This is a genomic window from Micromonospora cynarisoli (assembly GCF_030518815.1).
Taxonomy (GTDB): domain Bacteria; phylum Actinomycetota; class Actinomycetes; order Mycobacteriales; family Micromonosporaceae; genus Micromonospora; species Micromonospora wenchangensis.
This window is the reverse complement of record NZ_CP130426.1, coordinates 6,533,732-6,550,898: the sequence shown is the minus strand read 5'-3', so window position 1 is coordinate 6,550,898 and position 17,167 is coordinate 6,533,732. Positions and strand designations below refer to the sequence as shown.

The 17,167-nt window shown below is 75.2% G+C and carries 12 protein-coding genes; 2 read left to right on the top strand and 10 right to left on the bottom strand.

The features are described 5' to 3' along the window. The first annotated feature begins 5 nt into the window (after window positions 1–5). Together Q2K16_RS28870 and Q2K16_RS28865 are read left to right on the top strand one after the other, a co-directional pair. A complete protein-coding gene (locus tag Q2K16_RS28870) occupies window positions 6–836 on the top strand; it encodes a zinc finger domain-containing protein (protein ID WP_302741434.1) in 831 nt (276 codons plus the stop codon). A gap of 151 nt (window positions 837–987) precedes the next feature. After that, window positions 988–4,593: a fibronectin type III domain-containing protein gene (locus Q2K16_RS28865; protein ID WP_302741433.1), complete on the top strand. Its 3,606-nt coding sequence runs from the start codon at window positions 988–990 to the stop codon at window positions 4,591–4,593. A gap of 75 nt (window positions 4,594–4,668) precedes the next feature. On the opposite strand, the gene pspM is transcribed toward Q2K16_RS28865, so the two are convergent. The 10 genes from pspM to rimO form a co-directional block, all read right to left on the bottom strand. After that, window positions 4,669–5,457, bottom strand: coding sequence for a phage shock envelope stress response protein PspM (gene pspM / locus Q2K16_RS28860; RefSeq protein WP_302741432.1), 789 nt, complete (start codon window positions 5,455–5,457; stop codon window positions 4,669–4,671). Between the two features lie 22 nt (window positions 5,458–5,479). Next, window positions 5,480–6,352 carry a PspA/IM30 family protein gene (locus Q2K16_RS28855; protein ID WP_302741431.1) on the bottom strand — a complete coding sequence of 291 codons (873 nt, stop codon included), beginning with the start codon at window positions 6,350–6,352 and terminating at the stop codon, window positions 5,480–5,482. 187 nt (window positions 6,353–6,539) lie between these two features. Beyond that, window positions 6,540–6,980, bottom strand: coding sequence for a helix-turn-helix domain-containing protein (locus Q2K16_RS28850; RefSeq protein ID WP_302741430.1), 441 nt, complete (start codon window positions 6,978–6,980; stop codon window positions 6,540–6,542). Window positions 6,981–7,146: 166 nt separating this feature from the next. Continuing rightward, window positions 7,147–7,722, bottom strand: coding sequence for a CinA family protein (locus Q2K16_RS28845; protein WP_302741429.1), 576 nt, complete (start codon window positions 7,720–7,722; stop codon window positions 7,147–7,149). A gap of 178 nt (window positions 7,723–7,900) precedes the next feature. Beyond that, window positions 7,901–8,566 carry a response regulator gene (locus Q2K16_RS28840; RefSeq protein WP_302741428.1) on the bottom strand — a complete coding sequence of 222 codons (666 nt, stop codon included), beginning with the start codon at window positions 8,564–8,566 and terminating at the stop codon, window positions 7,901–7,903. Continuing rightward, window positions 8,563–10,725 (bottom strand): GAF domain-containing sensor histidine kinase, encoded by a 2,163-nt coding sequence (locus Q2K16_RS28835; protein ID WP_302741427.1) that lies wholly within the window; start codon window positions 10,723–10,725, stop codon window positions 8,563–8,565. Before Q2K16_RS28835 ends, Q2K16_RS28840 begins: the two co-directional genes overlap by 4 nt. A 44-nt stretch (window positions 10,726–10,769) precedes the next feature. Beyond that, window positions 10,770–11,231: a hypothetical protein gene (locus Q2K16_RS28830; RefSeq protein WP_145918446.1), complete on the bottom strand. Its 462-nt coding sequence runs from the start codon at window positions 11,229–11,231 to the stop codon at window positions 10,770–10,772. Between the two features lie 332 nt (window positions 11,232–11,563). Next, window positions 11,564–14,755 carry a hypothetical protein gene (locus Q2K16_RS28825; protein WP_302741426.1) on the bottom strand — a complete coding sequence of 1,064 codons (3,192 nt, stop codon included), beginning with the start codon at window positions 14,753–14,755 and terminating at the stop codon, window positions 11,564–11,566. A gap of 196 nt (window positions 14,756–14,951) precedes the next feature. Then, window positions 14,952–15,539, bottom strand: coding sequence for a CDP-diacylglycerol--glycerol-3-phosphate 3-phosphatidyltransferase (pgsA, locus tag Q2K16_RS28820; protein WP_302746647.1), 588 nt, complete (start codon window positions 15,537–15,539; stop codon window positions 14,952–14,954). A 68-nt stretch (window positions 15,540–15,607) separates the two neighbouring features. Further along, complete coding sequence (rimO, locus tag Q2K16_RS28815) at window positions 15,608–17,146, bottom strand: 30S ribosomal protein S12 methylthiotransferase RimO (RefSeq protein ID WP_489671823.1); 1,539 nt, start codon at window positions 17,144–17,146, stop codon at window positions 15,608–15,610. Window positions 17,147–17,167 lie beyond the last annotated feature (21 nt).

Below are 17,167 nucleotides of genomic sequence, written 5' to 3'. Positions count from 1 at the left end.
CCGGGGTGCCCGAGGGAGACACCGTCTGGAACACCGCCCGCGTCCTGCACCGCGCGCTCGCCAGCGCCCGGCTCACTGGCAGCGACTTCCGGGTGCCCGCGCTGGCCACCACCGACCTGACCGGCTGGACGGTGGTCGAGGCGGCCAGCCGGGGCAAGCACCTCCTGCTGCGGCTGACCGCACCGGCCCCGGTGACCTCGACCACCGCCTGGACGCTCCACTCCCACCTGCGGATGGACGGCGTCTGGCGGGCGTACGCCCCGGGGGAACGCTGGGCCGCCCGGCCGGCCCACCTGATCCGGGCGGTGCTGCGCAGCGCGGAGGCGGTGGCGGTCGGCTACCACCTGCACGAGCTGGCCCTGCTGCCCACCGCCGAGGAGGATCGCCTGCTCGGGCATCTCGGCCCCGACCTGCTCGGCGCGGACTGGGACCCGGCCGAGGCGGTCCGCCGGCTGGCCGCCGCACCCGGGGTGACCATCGGCGAGGCGCTGCTCGACCAGCGCAACCTGGCCGGGGTGGGCAACCTCTACAAGTGCGAGCTGCTGTTCCTGCGTGGAATCTCGCCGTGGACGCCGGTCGGCGCGGTGCCCGACCTGCCCGGCACGGTGGCCCTGGCCCAGCGGCTGCTGGCCGCCAACCGGGGCCGGTGGACCCAGAGCACCACCGGTTCGCTGCACCGGGGCCAGACCAGCTACGTCTACGGCCGGCGGGCCCAGCCGTGCCGCCGCTGCGGCACCGCCATCGCCAAGGAGGACCTGGGCGACCGGGTCACCTACTGGTGCCCCACCTGTCAGCCGGCACCACCGCCGGCCGACCCGGCGACACCTCCCGCCTGACGGGGCAACCCGCAGATACGGACGAATGGGTAATTCCTATCCGGCCGCCGACGTCGCATGCTGCGGTGGAGTGCTCACCGTTCGTGACCATCGGACGCGACCGCCACCACGCCGGGGTGGGGGCGGCGGGTCCCCGTGCCCGGGGAGAGCCATGGCCCTGTTCCGCAGACTGCGACCACACTGGACGACCCGGGTCGTCCGCCTCCACCGGCCCGACCGGCCCACCGTGCCGGCCGCCCGCACCGGCGAACCCGACCCCACCCCGGCGACCCTCGACCCGGCCGCCGTGCCGCGCTGCTTCGGCCCGGTGCCCAACTTCGCCGGCAGCCCGCTGCCCGTACGCGACGCCCAGGGCCGGGTGGTCACCGGCACCGGCCTGCGCAAGTTCGTCGACGCGCTGCCGCTGCCCGGCCCGGCCGGTCGCACCGAGTTGGGCGGGTACCTGCCGGTCGCCACCCCGGACACGGTGAGCTGGCCGGGCTGCGACTACTACGAGATCGGGTTGGCCGAGTACACCCAGCGGCTGCACCGGGACCTGCCAACCACCCGGCTGCGCGGCTACCGCCAGCTCAACCTGGGCACCGACCCGGACGGCCACAACACCGTCGTCCCACCCGGGCGGCCCTACCACCTCGGGCCGCTGATCATGGCACGGCGGGACCGGCCGGTCCGGATCAAGTTCATCAACCAGCTCCCCACCGGCCCGGCCGGGGACCTCTTCCTACCGGTCGACGCCAGCCTTGCGGGGGCCGGGGCGGGGCCGCTGGAGGGGCCGGCGCCCTACCCGCAGAACCGGGCCGTGCCGCACCTGTCCGGCGCGCACACCGGATGGACCAGCGCCGGCAACCCGTGGCAGTGGGTGACCCCGGCCGGGGAGATCACCCCGTACCCGACCGGGCCGGGCCTGACCCACGTGCCGGACATGCCGCCGCCCGGAGCGGGAGCGACCACGCTCTACTACCCGAACGCGCAGAGCGGCCGGCTGATGTGCCTGCACGACAACACCCTCGGCCTGTCCCGGCTGACCGTCCTGTCCGGTCAGTTCGCCCTCTACCTGCTCACCGACCCGGTCGAGGAGCAGTTGACGGCCGACGGGGTGCTCCCCGCCGACCAGGTACCCCTGGTGATCCAGGACCGGACCTTCGTCCCCGACGACGCCCAACTCGCCGCCGAGGACCCCACCTGGGACCGGGACCGCTGGGGTGCCCGGGGCAACCTGTGGCATCCGCACGTCTACCAGCCCCGGCAGGACCCGTACCGGGACGGCGGGCGCAACCCCACCGGCCGCTGGGACTACGGCCCGTGGCTGCCAGGCGTGGACGGTGGGGACGGGCCCCGGGTCGGCCCGGTGGACAACCCGCACCACGATCCGGTGGCCGCCCCGCAGGAGCCGCCGCAGGCCCCCGGGGTGCCGCACCCCAGCGCCGTGCCCGAGGCGTACGGGGACACCATGCTGGTCAACGGGGTCGCCTACCCGTACCTGCGGGTGCGGCCGACGGCGTACCGGTTCCGGATCGTCAACGGCTGCGCCGACCGGTCCCTCAATCTCCAGCTCTACCGGGCCCGCTCCGACGGGCCCATGTGGCAGGCCGACGGGAGCCTCGCCGACGCCGACGCCGGTGAGGTGCCGATGGTGGACGCGGTCCGCGCTCCCGGCCGGCCGGCCGACTGGCCCACCGACGGACGCGACGGCGGGGTGCCCGACCCGGCCGCCGCCGGCCCACCCATGATCCAGATCGGCAACGAGTGCGGGCTGCTCCCCGCTCCGGTGGTGCTGCCCAACCGGCCGGTCGGCTACCGCTACGACCGCCGCGACCCGACGGTGCTCAACGTGGACTCGGCCGCGCTGCTGCTCGCCCCCGGCGAACGGGCCGACGTGATCGTCGACTTCTCCACCCTGCCGCCCGGCGCGACGGTGCTGCTCTACAACGACTGTCCGGCCCCGCTGCCCGGCTTCGACCCCCGCTACGACCGGCACACCGCCGCCGGGGACCACCGCGCCGAGGGCGGCGGCCCCGGCACCCTGCCCGGGTACGGCCCCAACACCCGTACCGTGCTCCAGTTCCGGGTGGCCGGCACCCCCGGTTGCCGGTACGACGTGGACCGGCTGGCCGAGCGGCTGCCCGCCGCGTACGCCGCCGCCCAGCGACCGCCGGTGGTGCCGCACCCCGTGTACGACCGGGCGTTCGGCACCACCACCGGGCGGGCGACGGTCGCCTCCGCCCAGGCCACCTCGCTCACCTTCACCCCGCCGGGCGGCACCATGCCGGTCACCCTGCCGATCCAGGTCAAGACCGTGGGGACCGTCTTCGAGCCGGAGTACGGGCGGCGGGTTGGCCGGCTCGGCGTACCCCACCCGGGCGCCGGCCCGCTGGGGCCGGTGACCCTGCCGCTCGGCCCGACCGACCCGGCGACCGAGATCCTCGTCGCCGCCGACCCGACGGTGGGGCCGGCCGACCCGGCCGACGGCATCCAGGTGTGGCGGATCGGCGGGACCGGCCGGCAGACCCACCCGGTCCGCTTCGACGGCTGCGACGTGCAGGTGGTCAACCGGATCGGCGGGGACGGCACGGTCCGCGCCCCCGACGGCGGTGAGCGGGGCTGGAAGCAGACCGTCCGGGTCAACCCGGCCGAGGACGTGGTGGTGGCGCTGCGGCCCGAGGTGCCGCCGCTGCCGTTCAAGGTCGCCGACAGCCTGCGGCTGCTCGACCCGACCCGACCCGCCGGGGTACGCCTCGACGCCACCCCGGTCAGCCCCTGCGACGGCCGACCGACGATCGTGGTCAACCAACAGGTCAACCTGGGCTGGGAGTTCCGCTGGTCCAGCGGCGCGGCGGGGCTGCGGGACCTGGGCATGAGCCGGCCGCTGGTGCTACGGGTCTCGCCCCGCGCGCCGACCGGGCTGACCGCGACCCCGGTGCCCGGCTCGGCGACCGCGCTCCCGGCGATCGCGCTGGCCTGGACGGGCAACGGCAGCCGGCCGGCGGCCACCGGGCACCTGCTCCAACGGGCCACCGACGCCGGCTTCACCGCCGGCCTGACCACCATCACCGTGGCGGCGACCGCGACCCGGTACACCGACGCCAGCATCACCCCAGGCGTGACCTACCACTACCGCATCCGGGCCGAGAACGCGGCCGGCTGCTCGGCCTGGTCGAACAGCAGCCCGGCGTCGGTGCGCCTGCCCGCGCCGGGCGGGCTGGCCGCGACGGTGCCACCGGCGGCCCCGCTGCGGGTGGCCCTGCGCTGGGTCAACCGCTCCTTCGCCACCGGACTCGACGTGCAGCGGGCCACCAACCCGACCTTCACCAGCGGTCCAGGTACCACCGCCGTGCCGGTGGCCGACCACCACCTCGATCCGGCGGTCGCCGCGGACACCACGTACTACTACCGGGTCCGGAGCACCTACCTCGGTGCGGCGTCACCGTGGTCGACGGTGGCGACGGTGACCACCCCGCCGGTGCCGGAGCTGCCGACCAGGGTCGTCGCGACGGTGGGCGTCCCCGCGCCGGACACGGCGACGGTGTCGTTGAGCTGGGCGACGAGCGTCCCGACCGGTCCGGGGGCCGGGTTCGTGGTGCAGCGTTCGGTGGACCCGGCGTTCGACCGGGAGGTGGTCAGCTTCACCGTCACCGGCCGCAGCTTCACCAACACCGGCCTGGCCCGGGGGGTCACCTACCACTACCGGGTCCGCGCGTTCAACGTGGTCGGCACCTCACCGTGGACCGGCCCGCTGCCGGTCCGCACACCCGACTGAGGTCTCCCGGCGGGTCGGTCGGGACCGGTGGCCGCTCCGGCGCGGCAGGCCCGGGCCGGCCTGCCGCGCGGGGCCTCAACGGGTGGGCGTGCGCTGGGGCTCGCCGACGGCACGCAGCTCGGCCAGCGCGGAGGCGACGCCGTGCAGCAGGTCCGTGGCCTCCATCAGCCGGGCGGCGGACGGGTCCGCGACGACCTCCGGGTGGGCGTCCTCGGCGACGTAGCCGGCCGCGGCGGCGACCAGCCCCTCGTAGGCCGTCGCCCCGGCGGCCAACTGGTCGAGCAGCGCCCGGTGGGCCTCTTCGAGCCGGGGCCGGGCCTCGGGTGGGGCGAGCCGCAGGGCACGCTCCACCCCGGCAGTGCGGTCGGCCAGGTCACGCAGCGAACGGTCGGCGGCGGCGGCCTCCAGCACGGCCGGCTCGGCGAGGCCGGTCAGCCGGGGCGCGATGCCGGCGAGGGTGAGCGCGGCGCGGTCCAGCCGGGCCCACGACTCGGCGGCGGAGGTGCCGCGCAGCGCGAACCGGGAGCGGAACCGGCGGGCCTCGGCCAGCACACCGGGGCCGACCGGGAGGCGTTCGACGGCGGCGACCAGCCGGGCCCGGGAACGGGCGGCGGCCTCGGCCGGGTCGAGGGCGGGGGGCACCGGACGGGCCGCGAACGCCCGCAGGTCGATCCAGCGCCAGGCGGCCAGCGCGACGGCGCTGCCCGCGGCGCCGGCCCAGGCCGCGTCGGGCAGCCCCAGCCCGGCGTACGGGGTCAACACCGCCGCCGCGCCGGTGAGCCCACCGGCCAGGACGCTCCACCGGCGGGCGGAGCGCCGCAGTCGGCCCAGTCGACGGAAGTGTCGCGTTCGCTCGTCGGCCACCCGTACCTCCTCGTGCCGGCGGTCAGCCGGCGGTGGTGTCCCCCACGCCGCGGTCGCGGCTCATGCTGGCCCGGATCTCGTCCAGCCGGGCGGCGGCGGCCGGGTCGGCCGTCGGGGCGGCCGGCTGGGCCTGCTGCTGCACCGAGGGCTGCTCCTGCCGGCTGCCGAGCTGTTCGCCGGCCATGCTGGCCCGGATCTGCTCCAGCCGGGACGACCCGGCGCTGTCCAGCGTCGACTTCTGGATCTCCAGCATCCGCCCCTCGACCGAGTTGCCGGCCAGCTCGGCGCGGCCCATCGCGTTGGCGTAGCGGCGCTCGATGCGGTCCCGCACCTCGTCCAGCGAGGGGGTGTTGGCCGGCGCGGTCATCGACGACATCGACTCCAGCGACCGGGCCACGCTCTCCTGCATCTTGGCCTGTTCGAGCTGGCTGAGCAGCTTGGTGCGCTCGGCAAGCTTCTGCTGGAGGATCATGGAGTTGTTCTCGACCGCGCGGCGGGCCTGCGCGGCGGCCCCGATCGCCTGGTCGTGCAGGGTCTTGAGGTCCTCGGTGGCCTGCTCGGCGGAGACGAGCTGGGTGGCGAGCACCTGGGCGGACTGTTCGTAGCGGCCGGCCTCGGCCTCGTCGCCCTTGGCGCGGGCCTGGTCGGCGAGGACCAGCGCCTGCCGGGCGTTGCCCTGGAGCCGCTCGACCTCGGTCATCTGCCGGGAGAGCTTCATCTCCAGCTGCCGCTGGTTGCCGATCACCGCCGCCGCCTGTTGCACCAGCGCCTGGTGCTGACGCTGCGCGTCCTCGATGGCCTGCTGGATCTGCACCTTCGGATCGGCGTGCTCGTCGATCTTGGCACCGAACAGCGCCATCAGGTACTTCCAACCCTTGACGAACGGGTTCGCCATCTCCGCGGTATCCCCTCAGTAGCGTCGCTGCGCCCCGGCCACACCCGGGGCCGGACGGGCCGCACGGCGCTCCCCCATCGTCGCAGGCGGACGCCAGCAGGGCCGTTCGTACCGCGGGGAGTGCTCCGGCGGCCTGCGATCAAGACTACGCGGCGTCGGCCAGCCCGGCCACGGGACGGACTGCGGGTCAGGCGGCGCAGACCACGTCGCGGTCGCTCGGGCGGACCCGGGCGCTGCGCAGGGTGGCCTTGAGCGGGGAGTCCTGGCGGACCGAGACGGCGACCGCACCGTCGGTGGTCACCTGGCGCACGCCCCGACCGGTGGCCTTGCGCACCCCGGCGGGACCGGCGGCGGCCGGCTCGTCCTGCACCGGCATGAGCACGCCCGGCAACTGTTCGGCAAGTGCCACGGTGTCGCTCACCTCACGCAGCAACTCGGACAGGCGGGCACCGAGCGCGTCGCAGATGGCGGCGAGCAGCTCGCTGGAGGGTTCCTTGTGGCCGCGTTCGATCTCGGACAGGTAACCGAGGCTCACGTTGGCGGCGGTGGAGACCTCGCGCAGGGTGCGGTGCTGACCCTGGCGGCGCGCCCGAAGTGCGTCACCGATCACCCGGCGTAGTAGGACCATCGCACCTCCCCCTGACGGGATTTCACGCTCCGGGCGGATGATCGCCCGCGCCGGACGCGGTGGACCGCGCCGCCGCCGACGCCGTACGCCGGAGCCTTCCCGCAACCGTACCCGTTGGTCGGCCCGGCGACATCCCACCCCGCCTGTCGGATCTGGACAACGCCGGTCACCGCCGGCCCGCGCCGGCCGGGGGCACCCCCGCCGCCGGCCCGCGGCGCGGGCCCGGCCCCGGCTCCGGAAAGGCCCTGTGGATACGCGTCGCGAGCAGGCGTAACGCCTCGATCACCGCCGCCGCGCGGATGTGGTCGCGGCCCCCGTCGAGGTCGAGCCGGCGGACCACCGGGCCGCCCGGTCCGGCCACCGCGACATAGACCAGACCGACCGGGTTGCCGTCCTGCGGCTCGGGACCGGCCACCCCGGTGGTGGCCAGGCCCCAGTCGGCGGCGCAGCGCCGCCGGCCCCCCTCGGCCAGGGCGATGGCCACGTCCGGATCGACCGGCCCGCGTTCGGCCAGCAGATCCTCGGGTACGTCGGCCAGCCGCGCCTTGAGTTCCGTGGCGTAGGTCACCAATCCGCCCCGGTAGACGGCGCTCACCCCGGCGATCTCCACGATCGCGGCGGCCAGCAGCCCGCCGGTCAGGGACTCGACGGTGGCCAGGGTCTGCTGCCGCTCGTGCAGGCTGTGCACCACGCCCGCCGCCGGGCTGCCTGCGGGTCGCTCGTGCTGCGCATCGGTCCCCATGCCGTCCTCCTTCCCCGAGGTCATCCTGCTACTCATCCCGGCCCGGCCGATCGTCGTGTCCGCTCCCGCCGCCGGTGGGGCGGGCGTCCCGGGCGGGCATCGCCGGGTCCGCCCCCGTTGCCCTGCCCGGCTCCGGGCCCGTGCCGAGACCCGGCCGCCCCGTCGGGCCGGGGCGGGGTCAGCCGGTGAGTCCGGCGTCCCGGGCGAGCAGGGCGGCCTGGACCCGGTCGGCGACACCGAGCTTGGCGAAGACCGCCGACAGCTGGTTGCGGACCGTCTTCTCGCTGAGCCCGAAGTGACGGGCGATCCGGGCGTTGGTGTCGCCGCCGGCCAGCCGGCGCAGGATGTCCCGCTCGCGTGGGGTGAGCCGGTCGAACGGGGGCGGCAGCTCGACCGGCTGGCGGCGCAGGCTGGTCAGCACCTGCGGGCCGACCCGGGGGCCGAGGACGAGCCCGCCGCCGGCCACCGTCCGCAGCGCGTCGACGATCACGTCCGGGTCGGTGTCCTTGAGCACGTAGCCCCGGGCGCCGGCCCGCAGCGCGCGGCCGACCACGTCCTCGTCGTCGGTCATGGTCACCATCAGCACCCGGATCTCCGGCCGGCCCTGCACGATCCGCCGGGTCGCGGTCACGCCGTCGCCGTCCGGCAGCGCCACGTCCATCGCGACCACCCCGACGGGCTCGGTCGAGGCGATGGCGACCGCCTCGGCGCAGGTGGCGGCCTCCAGCACGCCGTCGACCCAGGGCTCGCCCTCCAGCATGGTCCGCAGGCCCCGGCGGACCACCGGGTGGTCGTCCACGATCAGCACCCGGACCGCCCCGCCACGGGTCCCCGCTGCCGTCACTGCCCTCCCCCTCCCACAGCGCCTTCCGCCACCCGCCCCCCACCCGCCCCGCCCGCCGCCGGGTCCCGGGAACCCCCGGTGATCAAGAGGTTCGGGTCATCCTCCGGACGGATTCTGACGCAATCCTCTTGATCACCGGAAGCAGGCGAGGTGGGGGCGGAGGCGGACGGCGCGGGAGCGGGGGCGGACGGGGCGGGGGGTAGGGGCAGGCGGACCCGGATCAGGGTGCCGTGCGGGTCCCGGTCGACGATGTCGCTGCCGCCGCCCAACTCGGCGGCCCGCTCCCGGATCGAGTCCAGGCCGACACCGCCGGGCCGGCGGGCGACGATGCCGGTGCCGTCGTCGGACACCTCCACGACCAGCGCCCGGCCCCGGCGCACCACCACGTCGCAGCAGGTCGCCCCGGCGTGCCGGGCCGTGTTGGCCAGCGCCTCGCCGACGATCCGGTACGCTGCCACCTCCACCGCCGCCGGCAGCCCGTGCAGCGGGTCCGTCACGCTCAGCCGCACGGTCAGGGTCGGGCCGTCGAAGCGCTGGCACTCGGCCCGCAGCGCCGACTCCAACCCCCGGTCGAGGGCCGCAGGGCGGAGCTGGTCGACCAGTTGGCGCACCTCGCCGGTGCAGGTGAGCAGGTCGTCGGCGAGCCCGTCGAGGATGCGGGCCAGCCGGGCCTGGTCGACGGCGGCGAGCTTGCGGGCCGCGCGTACCTGCATCGACATGCCGGCCAGGGTCGGGCCGAGCCCGTCGTGCAGGTCCCGGCGCAGCCGGCGGCGTTCCTCCTCCCGGGCGGTGACCAGGCGCTCCCGGGAGTCGCGCAGGTCGCGGATCAGCCTGGCGGTCGCGGCGGCCACCGAGGCGTGCAGCGCGACGTCGCTGAGCAGCCGCCGTTCGACCGGGGTGAACCGGGTGCCCGGTGCCCGCCGGGCCACCACCAGCCGCCCCACCCACTCCCCGTGGGTCACCATGTCGAAGCGTTCCAGCGCGGTGGTGGCCCGGCCGTGCGCGGCGTGCACCCGGGCGGGCCGCCCGTCGTCGGCGCGGTCCCCGCCGAGTTCCACCGCCACGTACGGCACCTGGAGCGATCGGGCGATGGTGCCGGTCAGCAGCGGCAGCACCGCCTCCGGCTGGACCGTCCGCTCCAGCAGGTCGCCGAGGCGGGCCAGCACCGCGTACGGCTCGTCGCGGTCGCCGTAGAGCAGCCGGTTGACCCCGCGCTGCACCCGCCGTCGCAGCGGTTCGAAGGTCACCGCGATCAGCCCGGTGGCCACCAGTGACGCGTTCGAGGTGTCCCCGCGCAGCACGAGGTCCCGCAGCAGGGCGACCACCCCCACGAACGCGGCGATCACCAGAAGGCTCATCACCAGCCAGACCAGCGTCCGGTTGATCACCTGTTCCAGGCCGTAGAGCCGGTAGCGGAGCACCGCCAGCGTCATCGCGCCCGGGATCGCGATCACCATCAGCACCCACGCGCCGGACAGGTTGAGCCAGTCCAGCAGGAAGCCGAGCAGGAACAGCACCCCGGCGGCCAGCAGGCAGGCGAGCTGCTGGCGGGCCTCGCCGACGGCCCGCCGAAAGCGTCGGGCGAGCGCCACCAGCACGGCGACCACCAGCAGCAGTTCCACCCCCACGGTCAGCAGGGCGACCCGGACCAGCAGCCGCGCGGTCGGGTCGGCGGCCGTCGTCGCGGACAGCAGCAGGCCCCGGGGATCGCTGGTCGCGGCCACCGCCAGCGCCACGGCCACCACCGCCGTGGTGACCACCAGCCCGACCGCGACCGGCCGGAAGCCCCGGCCCGGCAGCCGGCCGTCCGGGAAGACCAGCAGGGCCAGGAAGATCAGCCCGTACGGCGGCCACCAGAGCCACTGGCCCAGCCAGGCCAGCGGGGTGACCGCGGGCCAGCTCAACGCCAGCACCGCCGTCCCGGCGACGAGACCGGCGGCCAGCATCAGCCGGCCGACCGGGTGACCGGGCAGCCCGGCGAGCACCAGCGCGCCGAGCGCGGTGAACGCGACCGCGATCGTGCCGGTCAGCGCCGCCGGGCCGAGGGCGGCCGGCTGCGGGAACCACCACTGCCCGGCCAGGACGAGCCCGGCGACGACCAGGCCCGCCCCGGCCAGGACCCGGCGGGACGGGGACAGCGCGGCTATCGGCGACGGCACGGCAGGCCCTCCGGGGGTGTCGGTCGGTGGTGGGATCGGGTGGGTCAGTCGGCCCAGCCGGCGGCGTGCATCGCGTTGTGCAGCCAGTTGCCGGTGTCGTGTTCGAGGTGGTCGGGCAGGGTGCCGATCTCGTGCGGCAGGTCCGGGCCGTCCAGCCGGGGCAGTTGGGCCAGCGCCTGCTCCAGCGTGATCCGGGAGCGGGTGAGCACGTCCGGATGGCTGCGGACGTACTGCGCCACGTGGGCGAGCACCGCGGTCAACCGCTGCCGGACGGCCTCGGGTTGCGCCGGGGCGGTGCCGGCGTCGAGGGCCTCCAGCCGCCAGTCGGCGGAGAAGACCGGGTGCAGCCGTCGGCCGGTGACGTCGAAGAACTCGACGGCCCCGGCGAGCTTCTCGCCGTGGTCGGCGGTCGACAGCAGGTCGGACAGGTCCTGGTAGACGTGGCAGAACGTGTCGTCGGCCGCGATCAGCACGATCCGTCGGTCGTCGCCAGCGGTCAGGGTCATGATCACTCCTCGGGTGCCGTACGCGGACGGCGGGGCCGGTCCCCCGGCACCCGTCCGCCGCAGCGTAGGTGGTCGACCGTCCACAGTGGCACCGCCGGGCGGGCCGGCGGGGTGGACGGTCGAGCCATCGTCACCCGCCGGCTGTCCCGCCGACCCGGGTCGGATGTCCCGGCCCGGCGGGACCGATCGGAGGGTGGCCCCGGCGCCCGGAGAGCGCGGGAAGGGTCCCGGCCCGCGACGGGGGAAGGGCCCCGGCCGGCCCGGCGGGCGGGGGAAGGGTCCCACCCGCTCGGGCCGACGGGGCCCTTCCCGGTCGGCGCGTCCGGCGGCGGTCAGCCCGCCGGGTGCACGCTCACCGTGGTCGCCCGGGTCATGTCGGTGGCCGCGGTGACCTCCGGCAGCCCTTCGGTGTGCCCGCCGGAACGCACCCGGGACGACCAGTGGTCGTACCGCTGGCCGAGCTGCCCGACCCGGACGAACGCCGCACTGGCCAGGCAGGCGCTCAGCGGGTCACGCGGCTTGTCCGGCACGCTGGCCTGGACGCAGCCGGCGCCGTACTGACCCTGGTCACGCAGCGGGTCGAAGCCCGACCGGTCACCGTCGCACGGGTTCCAGTCGAACGTCTGGACGCAGTCGGCGTAGTTGTCCACCGCCTGCGCCATCGCGTTGCGCAGGTGCTGGTGGGCCGACTGGTCGCCGTCGCTGCGCGGGCGGGTGTAGTCGGCGGGCAACCCCTGGCCGCCGAAGAGCAGGCCGGCGAGGCTGTCGTCGAGTTCCAGCGCGGTGCCCCACCCCAGTTCGGTGTACGCCTGCAACAGCCGCAGCGCGTCCGCGACCGCCTTGCCCTTCTGCCAGAGCACCCGGGACACCTCCCAGGTGTCGCTGCTCGGCGGGTTCGGCCCGGTGCCGGCCCGCATCACCCGGTAGAAGTACTTCTGCCGGCCGGACAGCATCGCGGCGGCCCTGGTGCGGGCGGACGCCGCCTGGGTGGCGACGACCGGGATCGCCGCCGACTCGAACGCCGGCTTGTACGTCCCCGGCCACCGCTCGGTGAGGTACTTGTTCTCGTCGTAGCAGTAGCCCTGCGGGATCGGGGAACGGACGTCCCACGAGCAGAACGTGCCGATGGGGAACACGCGGGTGGCGGTCTGCACCTCCTGCCAGTCCCCGCCGGCCCACTTCACCCGCGACCGCAGGGTGATCTGGAGGTCGCCGGTGGTGGTCTGGAACCGGGGCCCGTCGTTCTGCTCCACGTTGACGAAGTTCGCGTCGTAGCAGGTGGAGAACGTCGGGGCGTGCCCCGGCGGCATGGCGTGGTGGGCCAGGTGGAACGCGTTGGGCAGGTTGCTGCGGCGTACCGTCGACGGGATCGGCCGGCTGACCCGGCTCGCGCCGCACCCGCCGATCGACTCGGTCTCGGGAATCCGGTTCGCCGCCGGGAGTTCCTGGTCCGGGCTGCCCCACATGTCGTGCACCGGCAGGGTGTCGCTGCCGTTCCAGACCACCGCCTTGCGGACGTTCTCCACCTGGGCGTTCCAGCCGGCGACCGCGGTGCGGTAGTCGGCCATCAGCGCGGTGAACAACGGGTTGGTGCCGCCGTCGGCGGTCGGCTGGCTGAACTGCCGGACCCGCTCGTTGATGGTCCGTCCGGCCTCGGCGACGGCGTCGCCCCGCCCGGCGGCCACCTGCGCGGCGAACTGCGGGTTCTCCAGTTGCAGGATGTTGTAGACCCGGGCGGCGGTGGACCAGGCGGCGGCGTTGGCGACCGGGCCGACGGTCCAGGTGCCGCCGACCCGGTTACGCGCCCACTGGCCGAGGTAGTTGATCGAGCCGGCGGGCAGGTGGGTGTCGAGCACGCTGACCGGGTCGGCGAGGCTGGTGCCGGCCGGCGCGGTGAAGGTGCCCTCGTCGGCGGCGTTGACGGTGGCGAAGGTGAAGGTCGGCGACTCGGCCTTCGGGAAATAGGTGCCCAGGTAGTCCGGGATCGGCTGCCCGGTGATCTCCCTGTGGTGCACGTACGTGGTGATCACCTGGTTGAGCTGGCTCTTGGCGATGTTCTCCAGGGCCACGTGGGTGGCGAGCGCCATCGAGTCCACCTTGCGTTCGATGGTCTGCAACTGGGTGGCGATCCGGCCCAGGTTGGCGCGTACCTCGTCGAGGCCCTTGGTGAGCGCGTCGAGCTGGGCGACCAGCCCGGCGTACATCTCCTTGAGCGCCGACTCGATCCGGTCGAACCGCTTGTCGATCCCCTTGGCCAGCCGGTCGATCTGCTGGCGCAGCTTGCCGATCTCCGCCTGGATCGCGGCGTTCGGGTCACCGCCACCGGCGAACAGGCCGATCAGGCTCACCGCCGCGCCGAGCAGGTTGCCGGTCAGCACCGCCGTGCCCATCGCCGTCGCGGCCATGGTCAGCCCCTGCCCGAGCACCGTCGTCACGTACGTGTTGATCGCGGTCACCGAGGTCACCACGGCCTTGCCGATGGTCTCCAGCTGCTTGCCGAACTTCTTGTCGACGAAACCGACCAGGGTGGACAGCACCGTGACGGTGGACCCGAGGCCCTCGAAGATCTTGCGGTTCGACTCGGTCTTCGCCTTCTCCGCGTCGATGACCGCCTGGCTCGGCTTCGGGTCCTGGTTCAGCGGGTACGTGTTGGCGTAGCCGACCACCTCGGTGATCCGGTTGTTGCCGTCGGTGTCGAGCACCTTCAGCGTCGCGTACGCCCGCTCCTGCACCAGCGCCTTGAAGGCGGTCGCGTCACCGCGGACGTCGCGGATGGCGGACAGCGGCACGTAGTAGCCGAGGGTGCCGGTGTTGCCGTCGGCGCGCGGCTCGTGGATGCGGGCGGCCAGCAACCCGTCGACCGGGGTACGCACCCCGGTGCCGGTGCGCCCGGCGAACGCGCTGTCCCAGCCGGTGGCCAGCGCGTCGTCCGTGGCGGCCCGGCGGTGCAGCTCCCGCCAGGTGTCCTGGACCAGGTCCCGGGAACGGGCGTTCCACGCCGCGTCCTGGTAACCGCCCCGGACCAGGTTCAACGCGTCCGGCACCACGTTCGCGCCCTCCGCGCCGACCGTGCTGGCCAGGAAGGCCCGCACCGCCGGGCCGGTGGTCACCGCGCCGCTGGACTCGCCGAGCCGGGCCAGCACCGCCATCGCCACGGCGAACCGGGACCGGTCCTCGGCCCGCGCGTCGCCGACCGCCGCGTCGGCGACCGCCCGGGTGGTCGCCACGTGCCCCGCCACCTGCGTCGCGTCGGCACCCGGCTGGCCGGTACGCCAGTCCAGCAGCTCGGCCGTGAGCAGGGCGTCCTTCAGCCCGGCCGCCCCGGCGTCGCGCAGCTGCACCACCGCCCCGAACAGCGCCCCGTGCACCGCCTGCTCGTCGAACGGCACCGGGTCGGCGGCACGGGCCGGAGTCTGGTGCATGGTGACCGCCAGCACCGCCGTCAGGCCGGCCGCCCACAGCCGGCGGCTGCGCCACCCGCCGCCCGGGGACCGCCCCCGGGCATGTCTCGTCGCTGTCCCCACCGCTGCTCCTCCCGCCTGCGGGCGCAACCCCGCCCGCCGTCACCAGGACGTCGACCCGGCCGGACCGACGCCGCACCGGGCCGCAGGGCCGGTGTGGTGACGACTCTGCGGGGCGGGGCGTCCCGACCGGCAGGGACGGCAGTCCCGCCGCACCGGGATTCCGGTACGGCGGCTCAGCGGGGATGGTGCGGGCCGGTCAGGGCCGGGGACGGCGCAGGCGCAGGGCCTGGGCGACGTAGTCGAAGCCGGTGACCACGGTGACCAGCACGGCGGCGGCCATGATCCAGGGCCCGACGGCCGCGAGGGCCGCCGGCATCGGCCACAGGTACCAGGCGATGGCCAGGATCTGCAACGCCGTCTTGAGCTTGCCGCCCCGACTGGCGGCGATCACGCCGTGCCGGATCACCCAGAACCGCAGCCCGGTGATGCCCAGCTCGCGGACGAGGATCAGCACCGTCACCCACCAGGGCAGCAGGTCGTAGACGGAGAGCAGCACCAGGGCGGCACCGGTGAGCGCCTTGTCGGCGATCGGGTCGGCCACCTTGCCGACCGAGGTGACCAGGCCGAAGCGGCGGGCGATCCAGCCGTCGACCAGGTCGGTCATCGAGGCGAACGCGAAGATCAGACAGGCGGCGATCCGCCACCCGGTGTGGGTCATGCCGGAGGCGACCACCGACGCGGCGAAGACCGGCACCAGCACCAGCCGCAGCAGGGTCAGGCCGTTGGCCGCGTTGAGCACCGGCACCCGGGCCACCGGCGGCGCGGACTCCGCCGCCCCGGTCACCGCCGCGCCCCGCTCCGGCCCACCTGGCACCGCCCCACCTGGCTCCCCCGCTCCGTCCGGGCCCACCGTCACCGTTCCGCGCCGGGCGCCGCCGAGATCATCTCATCCGGCACGGCCACCAGGTCGACGCCCTCGGTCGCGGTGACCGTGGCCCGGACGAGGTCGCCGGGGCGCAACGCGGCCAGGTCGACCCCGCCGCCGACCGGGGCGACCAGGGTGGTCGAGCCGTCGACCTCGGGGGCCTGGTGCGCCGCCCGGCCCTCCACCACGCCGTCGTCGACCGTGTCGACAAGCACCTCGACGGTGCTGCCGAGTCGTTCCTCGGCCCGCTGCGAGCACAACTCGTCGGCGAGCGCGGCGAGCCGGTCGTAGCGGCGCTTGACGGTGGCGGCGGAGAGCTTGCCGGGCAGCCCGGCGGCCTCGGTGCCGTCCTCGTCGCTGTAGTCGAACACGCCGATCGCATCGAGCCGCGCCTCGGTCAGGAAGCGGGTCAGCTCGGCCACGTCCTGCCGGGTCTCGCCGGGGAAACCGACGATGAAGTTGCTCCGCGCGCCCGCCTCCGGGGCGAGGGCGCGGGCGCTCGCCAACAGCTCCAGGAACCGGTCGGTGGAGCCGAACCGGCGCATCCGACGCAGCACCGGCTCGCTGGAGTGCTGGAACGACAGGTCGAAGTAGGGGGCCACGCCGGGGGTGGTGGCGATCGCCTCGACCAGGCCGGGCCGGGTCTCGGCAGGCTGGAGGTAGCTGGCCCGCACCCGGACGATCCCGTCGATCGCGGCGAGCTGCGGCAGCAGCTTCTCCAGCGCCCGCGGGTCGCCCAGGTCCTTGCCGTACGAGGTCGAGTTCTCGCTGACCAGCACCAGCTCGCGGACGCCGGTCTTGGCCAGCCACTCCGCCTCGGCGAGCAGCTCGTCGGGGGTACGCGAGACGAACGCGCCCCGGAACGCGGGGATCGCGCAGAACGCGCACCGCCTGTCGCAGCCGCTGGCCAGCTTCAGCGAGGCCACCGGGCCGGTGTCGAGCCGACGGCGCAGCACCTGCCGCAGGTGCGCCGGGGTGTGCTCGTCGGCCTCCGGCGCGACCCGGGTCGGGGTGCCGTGGCCGGGCAGCGACACCGCCGACTCCCGCCGGTTGACCGGGGTCAGCGGCAGCAGCTCGCGGCGGTCCCGAGGGGTGTGCGCGCCGATCGCCTCGCCGGCCAGCACCGAGTCGAGCCGGGCGGCGATGTCGGGGTAGTCGTCGAAGCTGAGCACCGCCTGCGCCTCGGGGAGGCTGTCGGCCAGTTCCCGGCCGTACCGCTCGGCCATGCAGCCGGCGGCGACCACCTTCGCCCCGGTGTCGGCGGCCGCGAGCAGGGTCTGGATCGAGTCCTGCTTGGCCTTCTCCACGAACCCGCAGGTGTTGACGACCACCACGTCGGCGCCCTCGCCGTCGGTGGTGACCTGCCAGCCGTCGGCGTGCAGCCGGGCGGCCAACTCCTCCGAGTCGACCTCGTTGCGGGCGCAGCCCAGGGTCAGCAGGGCGACCCGGCGGCCGTCGGCGGGCGACGGCTCCGGTGCGGGCCGCGACGGGCCGGCGTTGTCAGGCGTGGGGGTGGCGGACACCATCCGAGGGTACCGGGCGACGTC

What these genes read in the sequence shown, in the direction of transcription:
- Q2K16_RS28865 (WP_302741433.1), top strand. Translation starts at nt 988, where the DNA reads ATGGCCCTGTTCCGCAGACTGCGACCACACTGGACGACCCGGGTCGTC.
- Q2K16_RS28830 (WP_145918446.1), bottom strand. Translation starts at nt 11,231, where the DNA reads ATGACCCTGACCGCTGGCGACGACCGACGGATCGTGCTGATCGCGGCC.
- Q2K16_RS28850 (WP_302741430.1), bottom strand. Translation starts at nt 6,980, where the DNA reads ATGGTCCTACTACGCCGGGTGATCGGTGACGCACTTCGGGCGCGCCGC.
- rimO (WP_489671823.1), bottom strand. Translation starts at nt 17,146, where the DNA reads ATGGTGTCCGCCACCCCCACGCCTGACAACGCCGGCCCGTCGCGGCCC.
- Q2K16_RS28845 (WP_302741429.1), bottom strand. Translation starts at nt 7,722, where the DNA reads ATGGGGACCGATGCGCAGCACGAGCGACCCGCAGGCAGCCCGGCGGCG.
- Q2K16_RS28855 (WP_302741431.1), bottom strand. Translation starts at nt 6,352, where the DNA reads ATGGCGAACCCGTTCGTCAAGGGTTGGAAGTACCTGATGGCGCTGTTC.